This window comes from Tamilnaduibacter salinus (assembly GCF_003096655.1).
Lineage (GTDB): Bacteria > Pseudomonadota > Gammaproteobacteria > Pseudomonadales > Oleiphilaceae > Tamilnaduibacter > Tamilnaduibacter salinus.
In genome coordinates this window covers 102,127-117,692 of record NZ_QEKQ01000008.1, presented here as the reverse complement: position 1 = coordinate 117,692, position 15,566 = coordinate 102,127, and the positions used below count along the sequence as shown (strand labels likewise).

The 15,566-nt window shown below is 61.1% G+C and carries 14 protein-coding genes; 11 read left to right on the top strand and 3 right to left on the bottom strand.

Annotated elements, in window-relative coordinates:
• Nucleotides 1–39: 39 nt before the first annotated feature.
• Nucleotides 40–1,083: a rod shape-determining protein gene (locus C8D92_RS12635; RefSeq protein WP_095610755.1), complete on the bottom strand. Its 1,044-nt coding sequence runs from the start codon at nucleotides 1,081–1,083 to the stop codon at nucleotides 40–42.
• A 211-nt stretch (nucleotides 1,084–1,294) separates the two neighbouring features.
• Here C8D92_RS12635 and gatC point away from each other — a divergent pair, with 211 nt between their 5' ends.
• The 6 genes from gatC (at nucleotide 1,295) to C8D92_RS12605 (ending at nucleotide 8,476) form a co-directional block, all read left to right on the top strand.
• Nucleotides 1,295–1,582, top strand: coding sequence for an Asp-tRNA(Asn)/Glu-tRNA(Gln) amidotransferase subunit GatC (gene gatC / locus C8D92_RS12630; RefSeq protein WP_095610756.1), 288 nt, complete (start codon nucleotides 1,295–1,297; stop codon nucleotides 1,580–1,582).
• A gap of 44 nt (nucleotides 1,583–1,626) precedes the next feature.
• Nucleotides 1,627–3,072, top strand: a complete 1,446-nt coding sequence (gatA, locus tag C8D92_RS12625) for an Asp-tRNA(Asn)/Glu-tRNA(Gln) amidotransferase subunit GatA (RefSeq protein ID WP_095610757.1) — start codon at nucleotides 1,627–1,629, stop codon at nucleotides 3,070–3,072.
• Between the two features lie 63 nt (nucleotides 3,073–3,135).
• Nucleotides 3,136–4,587: an Asp-tRNA(Asn)/Glu-tRNA(Gln) amidotransferase subunit GatB gene (gatB, locus tag C8D92_RS12620; RefSeq protein ID WP_116919557.1), complete on the top strand. Its 1,452-nt coding sequence runs from the start codon at nucleotides 3,136–3,138 to the stop codon at nucleotides 4,585–4,587.
• Nucleotides 4,588–4,760: 173 nt separating this feature from the next.
• Nucleotides 4,761–5,669 carry a sulfate adenylyltransferase subunit CysD gene (gene cysD, locus C8D92_RS12615; RefSeq protein WP_116919556.1) on the top strand — a complete coding sequence of 303 codons (909 nt, stop codon included), beginning with the start codon at nucleotides 4,761–4,763 and terminating at the stop codon, nucleotides 5,667–5,669.
• 125 nt (nucleotides 5,670–5,794) lie between these two features.
• A complete protein-coding gene (cysN, locus tag C8D92_RS12610; RefSeq protein ID WP_095610760.1) occupies nucleotides 5,795–7,456 on the top strand; it encodes a sulfate adenylyltransferase subunit CysN in 1,662 nt (553 codons plus the stop codon).
• Between the two features lie 3 nt (nucleotides 7,457–7,459).
• Entirely contained in the window at nucleotides 7,460–8,476 is a 1,017-nt protein-coding gene (locus tag C8D92_RS12605; RefSeq protein ID WP_116919555.1) for a nucleoid-associated protein, read from the top strand.
• 147 nt (nucleotides 8,477–8,623) lie between these two features.
• Here the strand turns inward: C8D92_RS12605 and trmH are convergent, their stop codons facing one another.
• Nucleotides 8,624–9,325, bottom strand: coding sequence for a tRNA (guanosine(18)-2'-O)-methyltransferase TrmH (trmH, locus tag C8D92_RS12600; RefSeq protein WP_095610762.1), 702 nt, complete (start codon nucleotides 9,323–9,325; stop codon nucleotides 8,624–8,626).
• Between the two features lie 136 nt (nucleotides 9,326–9,461).
• On the opposite strand from trmH, the gene miaB reads away from it, so the two are divergent.
• Genes miaB through lnt form a run of 5 tightly spaced genes read left to right on the top strand, consistent with a single transcriptional unit; the run spans nucleotide 9,462 to nucleotide 14,636 of the window.
• The gene (gene miaB / locus C8D92_RS12595) at nucleotides 9,462–10,802 is read left to right on the top strand and encodes a tRNA (N6-isopentenyl adenosine(37)-C2)-methylthiotransferase MiaB (protein ID WP_095610763.1); all 1,341 of its coding nucleotides are present in this window, start codon (nucleotides 9,462–9,464) and stop codon (nucleotides 10,800–10,802) included.
• A gap of 10 nt (nucleotides 10,803–10,812) precedes the next feature.
• Entirely contained in the window at nucleotides 10,813–11,790 is a 978-nt protein-coding gene (locus C8D92_RS12590; protein WP_095610764.1) for a PhoH family protein, read from the top strand.
• The gene (ybeY, locus tag C8D92_RS12585; protein WP_116919554.1) at nucleotides 11,787–12,260 is read left to right on the top strand and encodes an rRNA maturation RNase YbeY; all 474 of its coding nucleotides are present in this window, start codon (nucleotides 11,787–11,789) and stop codon (nucleotides 12,258–12,260) included. Before C8D92_RS12590 ends, ybeY begins: the two co-directional genes overlap by 4 nt.
• Nucleotides 12,257–13,108: an HlyC/CorC family transporter gene (locus tag C8D92_RS12580; RefSeq protein WP_095610766.1), complete on the top strand. Its 852-nt coding sequence runs from the start codon at nucleotides 12,257–12,259 to the stop codon at nucleotides 13,106–13,108. The genes ybeY and C8D92_RS12580 overlap by 4 nt, the downstream gene beginning before the upstream one ends.
• A complete protein-coding gene (lnt, locus tag C8D92_RS12575) occupies nucleotides 13,095–14,636 on the top strand; it encodes an apolipoprotein N-acyltransferase (protein ID WP_116919553.1) in 1,542 nt (513 codons plus the stop codon). The genes C8D92_RS12580 and lnt overlap by 14 nt, the downstream gene beginning before the upstream one ends.
• 221 nt (nucleotides 14,637–14,857) lie before the next feature.
• On the opposite strand, the gene C8D92_RS12570 is transcribed toward lnt, so the two are convergent.
• Complete coding sequence (locus C8D92_RS12570; protein WP_095610620.1) at nucleotides 14,858–15,421, bottom strand: zinc ribbon-containing protein; 564 nt, start codon at nucleotides 15,419–15,421, stop codon at nucleotides 14,858–14,860.
• Nucleotides 15,422–15,566 lie beyond the last annotated feature (145 nt).

The following is a 15,566-nucleotide window of genomic DNA, read 5'->3' as shown; positions in this document are numbered from 1 at the left end:
ATCAGGCATCCGGGCTTCCACTGTGGAAGCAGCCGGCAGTCAGTTTTCGTGGGAGAACATCCCGATACCGCCCCGGTCGATCATCTCAAGCGCCTTGCCACCGCCGCGGGCCACACAGGTCAACGGTTCTTCGGCAACCACAACCGGGAGGCCGGTCTCTTCACTGATCAGCTTGTCCAGCCCGCGCAATAGTGCGCCACCGCCGGTCAGCACAATACCACGCTCGGCAATGTCCGATGCCAGCTCGGGTGGGGACTGCTCCAGCGCGCTCTTGACGGTCTGGACGATCTGCGCCAGGGATTCCTGAAGCGCTTCGAGGATTTCGCTGCTGGTCAGGGTAAAGGCCCGTGGCACGCCCTCAGCCAGATTCCGGCCCCGCACATCAATCTCGCGCTCCTCCTCGCTGTGGAACGCGGTGCCGATTTCATGCTTGATGCGCTCGGCCGTGGAATCGCCAATCAGACTGCCATACTGGCGCCGGACGTAGGTGGCAATGGCTTCGTCAAACTTGTCACCGCCCACACGAACCGATTCGGCGTACACAATACCGTTCAGTGAAATAATGGCGATCTCCGTCGTACCACCACCGATATCCACAATCATTGAGCCGCTGGCGTCTTCCACCGGCAGGCCAGCGCCGATGGCGGCCGCCATCGGCTCTTCAATCAGGTACACCTCGCGGGCGCCGGCCCCCATGGCGGACTCACGAATCGCCTTACGCTCCACCTGGGTGGACTTACTTGGCACACAGACCAGAACCCGCGGACTCGGCGTGATGAAGCTGTTCTCATGCACTTTGTGGATAAAGTGCTGGAGCATTTTCTCCGTGACGACAAAATCAGCAATCACGCCATCCTTCAACGGGCGAATCGCCGTGATATTGCCCGGCGTACGACCCAGCATCCGCTTGGCTTCGCCGCCCACGGCCGCCACCATCTTCTGGGCGTTATTGGTCCGAATCGCCACGACCGAGGGCTCGTCAAGCACTATCCCCCGATCACGGACAAAGATGAGGGTATTGGCCGTGCCCAGATCAATGGAGAGATCGCTGGAGAACAGACCGCGGATTTTCTTGATGAGCATTGGCGTCGTCTTAACCTGAGAAGAGCTGTGGTGAAATGAATGCGGGAACTTTAGCAGCGGGCCCCGCTTCGGGCAAGATGCGACGCGGCGCAACAGAGGCCCTTGAAAGCCTCGGAAGCCGTTCATCGCACGCCACAATCTGTTAACATTCCATGCTTTCTCCCACGCACCTGACTCAAGCGTGACAAGACCGTAATCATGGAGGCACCCCGTGGCGATTTCCCGCGACGAAATTGAAAAGGTGGCCCTTCTGGCCCGCATCAAGACCAGCGACGAGGAAGCCCGGTCGCTGGAATCCAACGTCAGCAACATCCTCGACCTTGTGGATCAGCTCCAGTCAGCCGATACCGATCAGGTGGAACCGCTGGCTCACCCGCTTGATGCTGTGGGACAGCTGCGGGACGACACCGTCACGGAAACCAACCAGCGGGCCGCCTTCCAGCGCATTGCGCCGGCTACCGAGGATGGCCTGTACCTGGTTCCACAGGTTATCGAGTGATATCAAACCGCGATTCTTTCTGACCCAGAACGGACACCCGGACCATGCACGACAAAAGCATTGCCGAACTGGCCCGAGACCTGGACGCAGGCCATTGCTCCAGCGTGGAACTGACCCAGCAGTTCCTCGACCGGATTGAGCAACAGGACCGCCACCTCAACAGCTTCATCACGGTCACGCCCGAGGCCGCGCTGGCGGATGCCAAAGCCGCCGACGAGCGCCGGGCCAACGGCAGCGCAACGCCGCTGACCGGCATTCCCTTCGCCCACAAGGACATCTTCTGCACCAATGGTGTGGCAACAACGTGCGGCTCGAAAATGCTGGCCAATTTTGTGCCACCATACGACGCGACAGTGACCTCCCGACTGCGGGACACCGGCGCCGTCTGCCTCGGCAAGACCAACATGGATGAGTTCGCGATGGGCTCATCCACCGAAAGCAGTTATTTTGGCGCGACACTCAACCCCTGGGGCGACCAGCGGGTGCCCGGCGGCTCGTCAGGCGGCTCATCCGCCGCGGTGGCTGCCCGACTGATTCCAGGCGCGACCGCCACGGACACAGGCGGCTCCATTCGACAGCCCGCTGCCCTTTGCGGGGTCACCGGCCTGAAGCCAACCTATGGCCGGGTGTCCCGTTACGGCATGATTGCCTTCGCCTCCAGCCTTGATCAGGCGGGCACCATGACCCGCACGGCCGAGGACAGCGCCCTCATGCTGAACACCATGGCGGGCCACGACCCACGGGATGCCACCTCGGTCAGCCGGGCCGTCCCCGACTACACCGCCACGCTGAACGAGCCGCTGAAAGGCCTGCGGGTCGGACTGCCTTCGCAGTATTTCAGTGATGACCTGAACCCGGCGATGGCCGAGCAGGTCAATGCAGCGATCCGGGAATACGAAAAGCTCGGCGCGGAGGTCCGCGAAGTCTCCCTGCCGAACGCCGATCTGGCCATTGCGGCCTACTACGTCATTGCCCCGGCCGAGGCTTCGGCGAACCTGTCCCGGTTTGACGGCGTCCGCTACGGCTATCGCTGCGAGAACCCGTCGGATCTGATGGATCTTTATACGCGCACACGCGCCGAAGGTTTTGGCTCCGAGGTGAAGCGCCGCATTCTGGTGGGCACCTACGCCCTCTCCGCCGGCTACTACGACGCCTATTACCTCAAGGCCCAGAAAGTACGCCGCCTGATCCAACAGGACTTTGTGAACGCGTTCAGCGAGGTGGACCTGCTGATGAGTCCAGCCACACCATCGCCGGCGTTCCGCATCGGTGAGAAGACCGACGACCCGGTGCAGATGTATCTCGAGGACACCTTCACCATCGCCATCAACCTGGCGGGGCTACCGGCCATGTCGATACCGGCGGGCCAAATTGATGGCATGCCGGTGGGCCTGCAGCTGATCGGCAATTACTTCGAGGAAGGCCGGCTGCTGAACGCCGCGCATCAATTCCAGCAGGTGACCGACTGGCACCGCCAGACGCCCGCGTAAGACGGCACCGAGACGATTTGAGCGTCAGCCGCTGCGGCGGCTGAACCAGGAGGCAGACAAACCATGCAATGGGACGTTGTGATCGGGCTGGAAATCCACGTTCAGCTCGCCACCCAAACCAAACTGTTTTCCGGCACCAGCACCGCTTACGGTGCCGAACCCAACACCCAGGCCAGCGCAGTGGATCTGGCGATGCCCGGCACCCTGCCGGTGCCGAATCGCGAGGCATTCCGCTACGCAACGCTGTTCGGCCTGGCAGTGAACGCCGAGATCAATCAACGGTCGGTGTTCGAGCGCAAGAACTACTTCTACCCGGACCTGCCGAAGGGCTACCAGACCACGCAGCTGGCAGAGCCGATTGTCGGGCCGGGCAGAGTCGACATCGCCGTCGGTGACGGCGAGGAAAAGATGGTACGCATCCACCACGCCCATCTTGAAGAGGATGCCGGCAAGTCCCTGCACGAGGACTTCCACGGCATGACGGGCATCGACCTGAACCGGGCCGGCACCCCGCTGATCGAAATTGTCACCGAACCGGACCTCAACAGCGCCGAAGAAGCGGTCGCGTTCGCCCGCAAACTCCATGGGCTCGTGACGTCGCTGGGGATCTGTGACGGCGACCTGTCCCAGGGCTCCATGCGTTTCGACGTCAACGTCTCCGTCAAACCACACGGCTCTGACACGCTCGGAACGCGGACAGAAACCAAGAACCTCAACTCCTTCCGCTTCATGGAGCAAGCCATCCACCATGAGGTGGAGCGCCAGATCGACATCCTTGAGGACGGCGGGGAGATTGTTCAGGAAACCCGCCTCTACAACGGCGACCGGGATGAAAGCCGCTCAATGCGGACCAAGGAGGAAGCCAACGACTACCGCTACTTCCCCTGCCCGGATCTGTTGCCGGTGGAAATCGACGAGGCATTCATCGAAGAGACGCGCCGGATGATGCCCGAGCTGCCGGACGAGCGCCGGGCACGCTTCCAGAAAACCTACGGCCTGTCCGACTATGATGCCGACCTGCTCAGTGCCAGCGCCGATACGGCCGGCTATTTCGAGAAGGCCCACAGCACGGGTGGCGACGCCAAGCTGGTGGCCAATTGGATTCTCGGTGAGCTCAGCGGCCGACTCAACAGCGAGGACCGCACCATCGGCGACTGCCCCGTGGCCCCGGAAAAACTGGGCGATATGGTGGCCCGGCTGACAGACGACACCCTCTCATCCAAGGGCGCCAAGACCGTGTTCGACCGCCTTTGGGACGACGACAGTCAGTCCGTTGACGCCATCATCGACGCCGAAGGCCTCAGGCAGGTCTCCGACACCGGTGAACTGGAAGCGCTGGTCGACAGTGTGCTCGCTGACATGCCCGAGCAGATTGAGCAATACCGGGAAGCCGACCCCAAGAAGCGCAAGAAGCTGATGGGCGGTTTCATGGGCCCCTTGATGAAGGCCTCGAAAGGCCAGGGTAACCCCAAGGTTCTGAATGAAATCCTTAAAAAGAAGCTGGACGAGTCATAGGGCCGGTTCGCTCATATCCATATAAAGGAATACTCTAACTAAGCTTCTTCTTATGAAATCGGCCCTTCTGGTATAGTTCTGCTCAATTATGGGGCTGAGCTCCCCGTCGGGCTTTTTCCGGGAACCGACGGCTTACTCGCGGCCCCCGGCGCTTTTCTGATTGGTAGCAGGACATGACGACATACAATCTGACCCATCTCAAACAGCTGGAAGCTGAAAGCATTCACATCATCCGGGAGGTGGCCGCGGAGTTTGATAACCCCGTAATGCTGTACTCCATCGGCAAGGACTCCTCGGTGATGCTGCATCTGGCCCGCAAGGCATTCTATCCGGGCAAGATCCCCTTCAAGCTGATGCATGTGGACACCACGTGGAAGTTCCGGGAAATGGTGGAATTCCGGGATCGCATGGCGGAAAAGTATGACCTCGATCTGATTGTTCATATCAATCAGGAAGGGGTCGATGCCGGCGTGGGTCCGTTTACCCACGGCAGCGCCAAGCACACCGACATCATGAAGACCCAGTCACTGAAGCAGGCGCTCGACAAGTACCAGTTCGACGCGGCCTTTGGCGGGGCGCGCCGGGACGAGGAAAAATCCCGTGCCAAGGAGCGGGTCTACTCATTCCGAGACAAGCACCACCGCTGGGATCCGAAAAACCAACGCCCCGAGCTGTGGAACATTTACAATGGCAAGATCAACAAGGGTGAGAGCATCCGGGTCTTCCCGCTTTCCAACTGGACCGAGCTGGACATCTGGCAGTACATCTATCTCGAGAACATTGAGATCGTCCCGCTGTATTACTCAAAAGAACGTCCTGTGGTGGAGCGCGATGGCACGCTGATCATGGTCGATGACGACCGTATGCCACTCGAGCCGGGCGAAAAGCCGATGATGAAGTCCGTCCGCTTCCGGACCCTGGGCTGCTACCCGCTCACGGGTGCCATCGAATCGAAGGCGGACACACTGCCCGACATCATCCAGGAGATGCTGCTGGCCAAGAGCTCCGAGCGTGAGGGCCGGGTGATTGACCACGATTCGGCCGGCTCCATGGAGCAGAAGAAACGCGAAGGGTACTTCTGATCCCGCGCAACCGCCTGAACCCTCAGCGGCCGGAGGTGGCAGCCCACCCACGGCCCTGACGACCCAGACACCGGAAGAGCGGCCCCATTGCCGGACGCTCACGACGCGACAAACGGAATACAGACATGTCACACCAGTCCGACCTGATTGCCGAAGACATCAATGCCTACCTCAAGCAGCATGAGGAAAAGGAACTGCTGCGCCTGCTGACCTGTGGCAGCGTTGACGATGGCAAAAGCACGCTGATCGGCCGGCTCCTCTACGATACGAAGATGATCTACGAGGATCACATGGCCAGCCTCAAGGCTGACAGCGAGAAACTGGGCACCACGGGCGAAAAGCTCGACATGGCGCTTCTGGTGGACGGGCTCCAGGCCGAGCGGGAACAGGGCATCACGATCGACGTTGCCTATCGCTACTTCTCCACGGACAAGCGCAAGTTCATCATCGCGGATACGCCAGGTCACGAGCAGTACACGCGTAACATGGCGACCGGCGCTTCCACAGCCCAGCTGGCGATCCTGATGATCGACGCCCGGCACGGCGTGCTGACCCAGACCCGTCGCCATACCTATATCGCTTCCCTTCAGGGCATCCGGCACATCGTCGTGGCCGTCAATAAAATGGACCTGGTCGACTTCAGCGAGGAGCGCTTCGAAGAGATCAAGCGTGATTACCTGGAGTTCGCTGAGAAGCTGGGCCTGCAGGACATCCGCTTTGTGCCCATCTCGGCGCTGGAAGGCGACAACGTGGTGAATCGAAGCGAGAACACGCCGTGGTTCACCGGCCAGCCGATGATGGAGATCCTGGAGAACGTTGAACTCTCCCGGGACAAGAACATGGAGCACTTCCGGCTGCCGGTCCAGTACGTGAACCGGCCGGACCTGAACTTCCGGGGCTTCAGCGGCACGATCGCATCCGGCGTCGTGCGCCCGGGCGATCCCATTACCGCCCTGCCCTCCGGCCGCAAGAGCACGGTCAAGGACATCGTGACGTTCGATGGCAATCTGGACGAAGCATACATTGATCAGGCGGTGACCCTGACCCTGAACGACGAGATCGACGTCAGCCGGGGTGACATGCTGGTCAAGACCGGCGACGAGCCGTTGGTGGGCAACCGGTTCGACGCCCACATCGTCTGGATGACCGACGCGCCCATGGCCACCGGTCGCCTCTACGACATCAAACTGGGACCAACAGCCACATCCGGCACGGTCACCGAGGTCCACTACCAGGTGGACGTCAACACACTGGAAATGCAGGAAGACCGGGACGAGCTGGCGCTGAACGAGATTGGCCTGTGCCAGGTCAGCCTCAACCAGCCGGTTGCCTTCGATCCCTACCAGCGCAATCGCCACACCGGTTCATTCATCATTATTGACCGGTTGACCAACGTGACCATCGGCGCTGGCATGATTCAGGGCGTCGCCCGTGACAGCGGTGACGCTCTGAAGCCGGTCACCAGCGACGAGCGCAGCAAGCGTCTGGCCCAGAAGCCGCTGATCATCGGCTGCAGCGGCAGTCAGGCAGAGGACCTCGCTGTCGTGCTGGAACGTCAGCTGTTCGATCTGGGGCGAACGTCAGTGGTGCTGACCGAGAGCAACGCTGGCACCACCAACGAACGCCGCCGGATGGCCCAGGTTCTGACCGCTCACGGCCTGATCGCGATCGTCGTGGACATTGCAGATGACGTCGCCGGCGCCGTTGCCAAGGCGGACGCAGAGACCAATCTCGGCAGCACGGCCGGTGAGCTGGTGGACGAACTGATCGCTCACGAGCGCATCTGATCCATGGCGATCCGCCAGCTTCGCACCGCGTTTGCCAGCCAACTCCAGCCTGGCCAGCCGGCTCGCCTCAGTGCGGGGCCGGCACTGGCCGAGCCGGGTGGCGACTATGAGGCACTGCACAAGCAACTCAAACGCCTGTTCAATGCCAAACCCGGCAAGGGCTACGGTCGCTTTTCGGACGACGTCGCGACCAGTCCCTTTAGCGCCTGGCTCCGGGACTACCTTGAGGACAAACAGGGGTTTGAGGCACTGACAGACCGCCTGTTCGGCCAATGGCAGGAACTGCTGACTGGCTGCCAGGAGGAGTATCAGGGCCACCTGATGCTCGTTCACGAGGCGCTGGCCGACAGCGACGTGGCCTACCTGTTTGTTCTCGAAACGGACAGTGCGCTGCGCTTTGATGCCAATCAGGCGCTGGATGGCACAGAAGTGCTCAGCCTGTCGCGGCTGAACCTGGCGCTGCGCATCGAGATTGATGCCTGGCTGGGCAACGGCGAATCCGATAACCCCCTGACCATCATCCGCGGACGCGGGACCGGGGAACCGGGCGAGTTGTTTATCCAGCTCTGCGGCTTCACCAACCAGGTGGATGTCGAAAAGGAAACCCTGACGTTCATGGACGCCGTCGAAGCGTTCGCCAGCCAGAGCGACGAACCGGAGAAAGCGGGCCAGTATCGCGCCCGGGCCTACGATTTCTGCAAAGAACAGCATGCGCTCGGCGAGCCAGTCGCCATCGATGCCCTGTCCGGCTATCTCGACGAGGACAGGCCCGAGCAGTTCAAACAGTTCGCTTCACAGGAACAGGACCTGCCGGAAAACACGGTCCTGCATCCGGACCATCGCAAGGTCAAGAAGCTTGTCCGTATCGCCGGCTCCGGTGGCGGCATGAGCGTCTCCTTCTCATCAGACCTGGTCAACCAGGCCGTTTACTACGACCGCGAAAACGACGCCCTGACCATCACCCGTCTGCCCAAGGCGCTGAAAGAGCAGTTGAAGCGGTATCTGGAAGAGAAAGGATAAGACCGCCGCGGAATCCGCAGAACGACGCGGAATGATTTTTCGCCACGAAAAGACACTGAAAAACACGGAAGGCGTCCTCCGGACGCGAACAGAAGACATCATTCGTCGTTGGCTGCTTGCGTCCGTGCTTTCCGTGTCTTCCCGTGGCTAAGCCCGTCTTTTCCCACGAATCTCCCGCACTTCCTCCATCCAACCGACCCCATCCACCAGGTCACCGGTTTCCAGATCGATTTCCGGGTACGGCAACCGTCGATCATCGCAGTAACGGGCGACTGTGGGTTGGCTCCAGCGGAAGAAGAGGGAGCGGTATTCGTCGTCCGGTAGACGGGGATGGTCGAACAGCCCGGCCTCCAGTCGCTGGCGCTGCGCTTCGGCGAGAATGATGGCGCAGGCCGAGGAGACGTTGAGGGACTCCACCATGCCCATCATGGGCACCACCACATGGTCGTCCGCCTGGTCGATGGCGTCCTGACCCGCGCCCTCCAGCTCGCTCCCCATGACGATTGCGATCGGCCGGGTATAGTCCAGATCCCGGTAGTCGACTGCACGCTCGGACAGATGCGCTGTCACGATCCGGTGTCCGCTGTCCCGGAGGGCCCCAATGGCCTCGCCGGTGGTCCGGTGGGTGTGGGTCGTCACCCACCGGTAGCTGCCCCCTGTCGTCTTTCGGAACGCCCGATAGCCATCCCGGTTCCAGACCGCATGCAGGTTCGCGACAGCAAACGCGTCGCAGGTCCGGATCAGCGCGGAAATGTTTCTGGGCTTGTGAATCTGATCCGCCACCACCCTCAGATCGGGCTGGCGCTGGTCCAGAGTCTGTCGGATGCGGGCGATGCGTTCAGGCGTCATGGGGTCGCGGTCTCCTTGTGACATCGGCCGAGGAATCATACCACCCAGCCGTGCGCTGTCACGGCCCGGACACTGGTTGAGGGTGGCCTCGCGCGTTACAATAGCGGGTTACTTTGAACCACCCGGTGCACCAGGCATGACCAAGAAGCTGTTTATCAAAACCCACGGCTGCCAGATGAACGAGTACGATTCATCCCGCATGGCCGATCTGCTGCGTTCCGGTGAAGACGTCCAGATGACCGATCAACCGGATGAGGCGGATATTCTGCTGCTCAACACCTGCTCCATCCGCGAGAAGGCCCAGGAAAAAGTCTTCCACCAACTCGGGCGCTGGAAACAGCTTAAGACGAAAAAGCCGGAGCTGGTCATCGGGGTCGGTGGTTGCGTCGCCAGCCAGGAAGGCCAGGCCATCATCGACCGGGCACCGCACGTGGACATGGTGTTCGGCCCGCAAACCCTGCATCGTCTGCCGGAGATGATCACCGAGGCCAAACACGGTGACGTGGGCGTGGTCGATGTCAGCTTCCCGGAAATCGAGAAGTTCGACAACCTGCCCTCACCAGGGGCGGAGGGTGCCACTGCGTTTGTGTCGATCATGGAAGGCTGCAGCAAATACTGCACGTTCTGCGTCGTCCCCTACACCCGGGGCGAAGAAGTCAGCCGTCCGGTGGCCGACGTGATGGCGGAGGTTGGCCATCTGGCCGATCAGGGCGTCCGGGAAATCAATCTGCTGGGCCAGAACGTCAACGCGTACGACGGTGAAACGGAGGACGGCGACACCATCGATCTGGCGGAGCTGATCCACATGGTCGCCGCCGTCGATGGCATCGACCGCATCCGCTTCACCACCTCCCACCCCGTCGAATTCAGTGATTCGCTGATTGAGGCGTTCGGTGAGGTGCCGGAACTGGTCAGTCATCTGCATCTGCCTGTCCAGGCGGGCTCTGACCGGATACTGGCGCTGATGAAGCGTGGCCATACCGCGCTGGAGTACAAGTCCAAGCTGCGCCGGTTACGCCAGGTCCGCCCGGACATCAGCTTTTCCTCCGACTTCATCGTCGGCTTCCCCGGTGAGACGGAAAAAGACTTTGAAAAGACGATGAACCTGATCAACGACATCGGCTTCGACGTGTCGTTCAGCTTTGTCTACAGCCCCCGCCCCGGCACACCGGCGAGCGATCTTCCGGACGACACGCCGGAAGCCGTCAAGAAAGAGCGACTGAAGATCCTGCAGGACCGCATCAACCAGCAGGCCATGGACATCAGCCGCAAGATGGTCGGCAACATTGAGCGTATTCTGGTGACCGGCCTGTCCAAGAAGGATCCGGGCGAGTACGCCGGGCGCACCGAGAACAACCGCATCGTCAACTTCCGCCACGACGACCCGGAAGTGGTCGGACATTTCATCGACGTTGAAATCGTCGAGGCGCTCCCCAACTCTCTGCGGGGACACCCCATCGACGATCAACTCCACTGACGAGGCCCTTTTGAGCAGCACCGACACCCGCGAATTCGACCTGATGCCCGCCGACGCCGGTCGGCTGGCCATGCTCTGCGGCCAGTTCGACGAGCATCTCAAACACATCGAGCGGCGCATGAGCGTGCGTATCGGCTACCGGGGCCACCACTTCCGGGTTGAAGGTCCCTCGGAACATGCGACGGCTGCGGCTGAGGTACTGCGCCACCTGTACCGGGAGACGGAGGCGGCGGAAGACCTGACACCGGAAACCGTGCACCTGTACATCCGCGAATCGGGTTTCGAGCGGCTGCCGGATGAGCAGCCCTTTGATGGCAGCGACATTGTCATCAAGACACCGAAATTCCAGGCCAAACCAAGAAGCCCCAACCAGCAGTGGTATGTTCACAACATCCGGACGCACGACGTCAACTTTGGCATCGGCCCCGCCGGTACCGGCAAGACGTGGCTGGCCGTGGCGTGTGCCGTCGAAGCACTCAAGGATGAAGAGGTCAAGCGCATCCTGCTGGTCCGCCCGGCGGTGGAAGCAGGCGAAAAACTCGGCTTTCTGCCCGGCGACCTCGCCCAGAAGGTGGACCCGTACCTGCGTCCGCTCTATGACGCCCTCTACGAGATGATCGGCTTTGATCAGGTCACACGCCTGATTGAGAAAAACATCATTGAGATCGCACCACTGGCCTTCATGCGGGGCCGGACGCTCAACAACGCCTTCATCATTCTCGACGAAAGTCAGAACACCACCCGGGAGCAGATGAAGATGTTCCTGACACGGATCGGTTTTGGCTCCACGGCGATCATTACCGGCGACATCACCCAGGTGGACCTGCCCCGCGGCCAGCACTCCGGCCTGATCCACGCCGCGGAGGTGCTGCGCACCGTGCCGGGCATCGGTTTCACGCGCTTTGGCGCCAGCGATGTCGTGCGTCATCCGCTGGTTCAGCGTATTGTTGAGGCTTACGATGACCACGACGGAGAGGCGGAGCAGTGAGCCGTCTGACGCTCGATCTGCAAACGGCCATTGAGGGCAACGACTGTCCCGGAGAGCCGGACTTCCGGCGCTGGGCAGAAACGGCCTGGATGGGCGACACGGACACCGAGGTCACCATTCGTCTGGTCAGCCCTGAGGAAAGCTCCAACCTCAACCATACCTATCGGGACAGGAACCGCCCGACCAACGTCCTGTCCTTCCCGTTCGAAGCCCCCGACGGACTCACCATCCCACTGCTGGGCGATCTGGTGATCTGCGCGGACGTCGTCGCGCGCGAAGCGCGGGATCAGGGCAAGTCCCTGTCCGCCCACTGGGCACATATGGTGATTCATGGCATGCTTCACCTGCAGGGCTATGACCACATCAACGATGCCGACGCGGACGTTATGGAAGCCCTTGAAATCCGGCTGCTGGCCGGACTGGGCATCGCCAACCCCTACGTCACAGAGGAAACGGACAAGGACTCATGAGCGACGATCAGTCGAGTCGCAGCGAGGGCACCACCAAGTCCTGGCTGGAACGCCTGTCTCAGGCCTTTTCCAGTGACCCGGAATCACTGGCCGACGTTCTGGAAGTCCTGAGGGACGCCGAATCCCAGAACATTATTGATGCCGATGCCATGAGCATCATCGAAGGGGCCATGCAGGTGACCGACATGAGGGCGGATGAAATCATGATCCCCCGCTCCCAGATGGTGACCGTCAAATCCAGTTCCGATCCCAAGGACTTTCTGCCCGAAATCGTGGAGTCGGCCCACAGCCGCTTCCCGGTCATCGGTGACAGTCAGGACGATGTGGTCGGAGTGCTGCTCGCCAAGGACCTGCTGCCGCTGGCCGTCAACAACGAGCTGAACTGGTCCCGTATCCGCGAAACGCTGCGCCCACCGACGTTCGTTCCGGAGAGCAAGCGGCTGAACCAGCTGCTCAAGGAGTTCAAGGAAACCCGCAACCACATGGCGATTGTGGTGGACGAGTACGGTGGCACAGCGGGCCTGATCACCATCGAGGACGTCCTTGAGCAGATCGTCGGTGAAATCGAGGACGAGCACGATGTGGACGAGGAAGCTCACATAAAAAGTCGCGCCGATGGTAGCTTCGCCGTCAAGGCGCAGGCGCCGGTGGATGACTTCAATCAGTTCTTCAACACCGACATTGACGAGGAAGAGTTCGATACGATCGGTGGCGTGGTTCTGCGCGAGTTCGGGCACCTTCCCCGCCGGGGTGAAACCATCAGCTTTTCAGGCTTCACCTTCACCATTCTCAACGCTGATAACCGAGTGATCCGGCTGATTCAGGTCCGTCGTCGTGATACCCAGTAATTCATCGCTTTCCTGGCCCTCCGCCCTGGCGCTGCTGGTGGCGGGAGGACTGCAGACGCTGACGTTCTCGCCATTTGGCCTGACCTGGCTGGCTCTGCCGTCCGTGGTGCTGCTTCTGCTGGCACTGATCCCGCTGACACCCCGGTCGCTATTCCGCGCCGGTTGGCTGTTCGGTGTCGGCCTGTTCGGTTCCGGCGCCTCCTGGGTCTATGTCAGCATCAGCGAATACGGCAATACGGCCCTTCCCATTGCGGTCGTTCTGACGGTGATTTTCGTGGCCGGGCTGGCGTTGTTCCCGGCGATCACCCTTTGGGCCTGGGGGCGGCTGTCCGGATCCGGCATCGTCCGCCGGCTGATCCTCTTTCCGGGCGTCTGGGTGCTTGGTGACTGGGTCAGGGGCTGGCTACTGACGGGTTTCCCCTGGTTGTATCTTGGTACGGCGCAGGTGGATGGTCCTCTGGCAGGGCTGGCCCCGATCACCGGTGTTCATGGCGTCACCCTCGTCATCACCGCCACCGGCGCCGCCCTTTATGGCGTGTTGGTGCTCCTGCAATCGTCCCGCCGGACCGCCGCCGGCATAACGACCGTGCTGGTCGCGCTGACATGGGGCCTATCGCCACTGCTGACCAATCACAGCTGGACCGAACGGGCCGAGACGCCGCTGACGGTCGCCGCCATGCAGGGGAATGTGCCCCAGCAGCTCAAGTGGGATCCGGAATTTCTCCAGGACCAGGTCCAGACCTATCTCGCACTCACCGAGGACGACTGGCGGTCGGATCTTGTGCTCTGGCCGGAAACGGCCATCCCCATCCTGCAGGATCGCGCCGGCCCCATCCTCGATGTCATCCGGGACCGTCTGGGGGACGACAGTACGCTGATTACCGGCATTCCCTGGCATGGCTATAAACGGTCGATCGACGACTTCACCTACCGCAATCGCATCATCGCCGTGGGCAACGGTGGTGGACAGTACGACAAACAGAAGCTGGTGCCCTTCGGGGAGTATGTACCGCTGAGCCAGTGGCTACGCGGAGTGATCGGCTTTTTCAACCTGCCCATGTCGGAGTTTTCACCCGGGCCGGCTTATCAGGACCCACTGACAGCAGGCCAGCAGTCCATCATGCCGTTCATCTGCTATGAAATCGCTTACCCCGATTTCGTGGCCCGTAATGCGAGCGGCACCGACTTTCTGCTGACGATCAGCAACGATGGCTGGTTTGGCCGGTCGATCGGCCCCCACCAGCACCTCCAGATCGCGCGCATGCGGGCACTGGAAACCGGGCGTTACGTCTTCCGTGGCACGAACAATGGCGTCACGGCCATCATCGACGAACAGGGGCAGGTTCAGACGCGGATTCCGCAGTTCGAGCGAACCGTGCTCCATGGCGAAATCTACCCGGTCGACGGACAGACACCGTTCATGGCAACGCAGTCCTGGCCCGTGCTGACCCTGGCGATGATCCTGATCGTGTTTGCCCGGCCGAGGATCATTCCAACGCCGTCCCGGGCGGTGCACGACGGGCGCTGACGTACTCTTAACCGATCCGCAATAAAGAGACCCCTTTGGGCCACGGAAAGACACAGAAAGCACGGAAACGCCCTTCGGGCGGGATCAAAAAGCTTGAAAGTCTTAAGGTTTTAACGTTTTCTTGGTCGAAGCACCGGACGCTTACCCGCTTTACAACTTTCCAACTTTAAAACCGCCCTTTTCCGTGTTTTCCGTAGCAAACATCGACATCATGCCAGCCCCTACGACACAGCCGACTCGGTCTCCGGATCCCGCGGCCACCGGGCCGTTACCCGTTCAAAGTAGTGCGAGCCGCAGGCGTCACAGGGGTGGATGTGGCTGGTTTCAACCAGGCAGATCATGTGGTCGCAGTTCACACATCGCAGCACGCCGGCCGTGGCGATTTCCCCGCTGATGTACTGGCCCGGATCGTGGTCCAGCTTGTGTTCGAGCTCCAGCGTGTCCAGACGGGTCTGGTCGGCAATGGAGAAAAGCAGATCGCGGAGCTGGCGCTCCAGCAGGGCCAGGTCGAGCCAAAGCCATTCACCGACGCCCTCCCCCGTCTCGTCAACAAACTGCATCAAGTGCGAGACGTCACGCCGGACATAGGCCGCCAGCAGATCAATCTCTTCGCGCGTCAGTTCGGCGATGTGGGTTTCGGCCTCCACCGCTTCCTCGAGGCCCTCTCGCAGGGTGTCAGCGGATTGTTTTTCAACCTCCGTGAGCCGGGACTGCACCTTCTCGAGCATGCGGTTGTATGCTTCCAGGGCTTTACCGGAAAAGTGGGACTTCGGGTCATCACTCATGGGCTTGCCTCCCCGTGATCGGCGGGACTGTGTGGGCCTCATGCCCTCTTGCCCCGTTAGTCTGGCACAGATGCCGGTAACATGCCGACCGGTGACTACCTGTCCAACGCGGTGTGCGTTAGAATGGCGCATTTCCCAACCGACA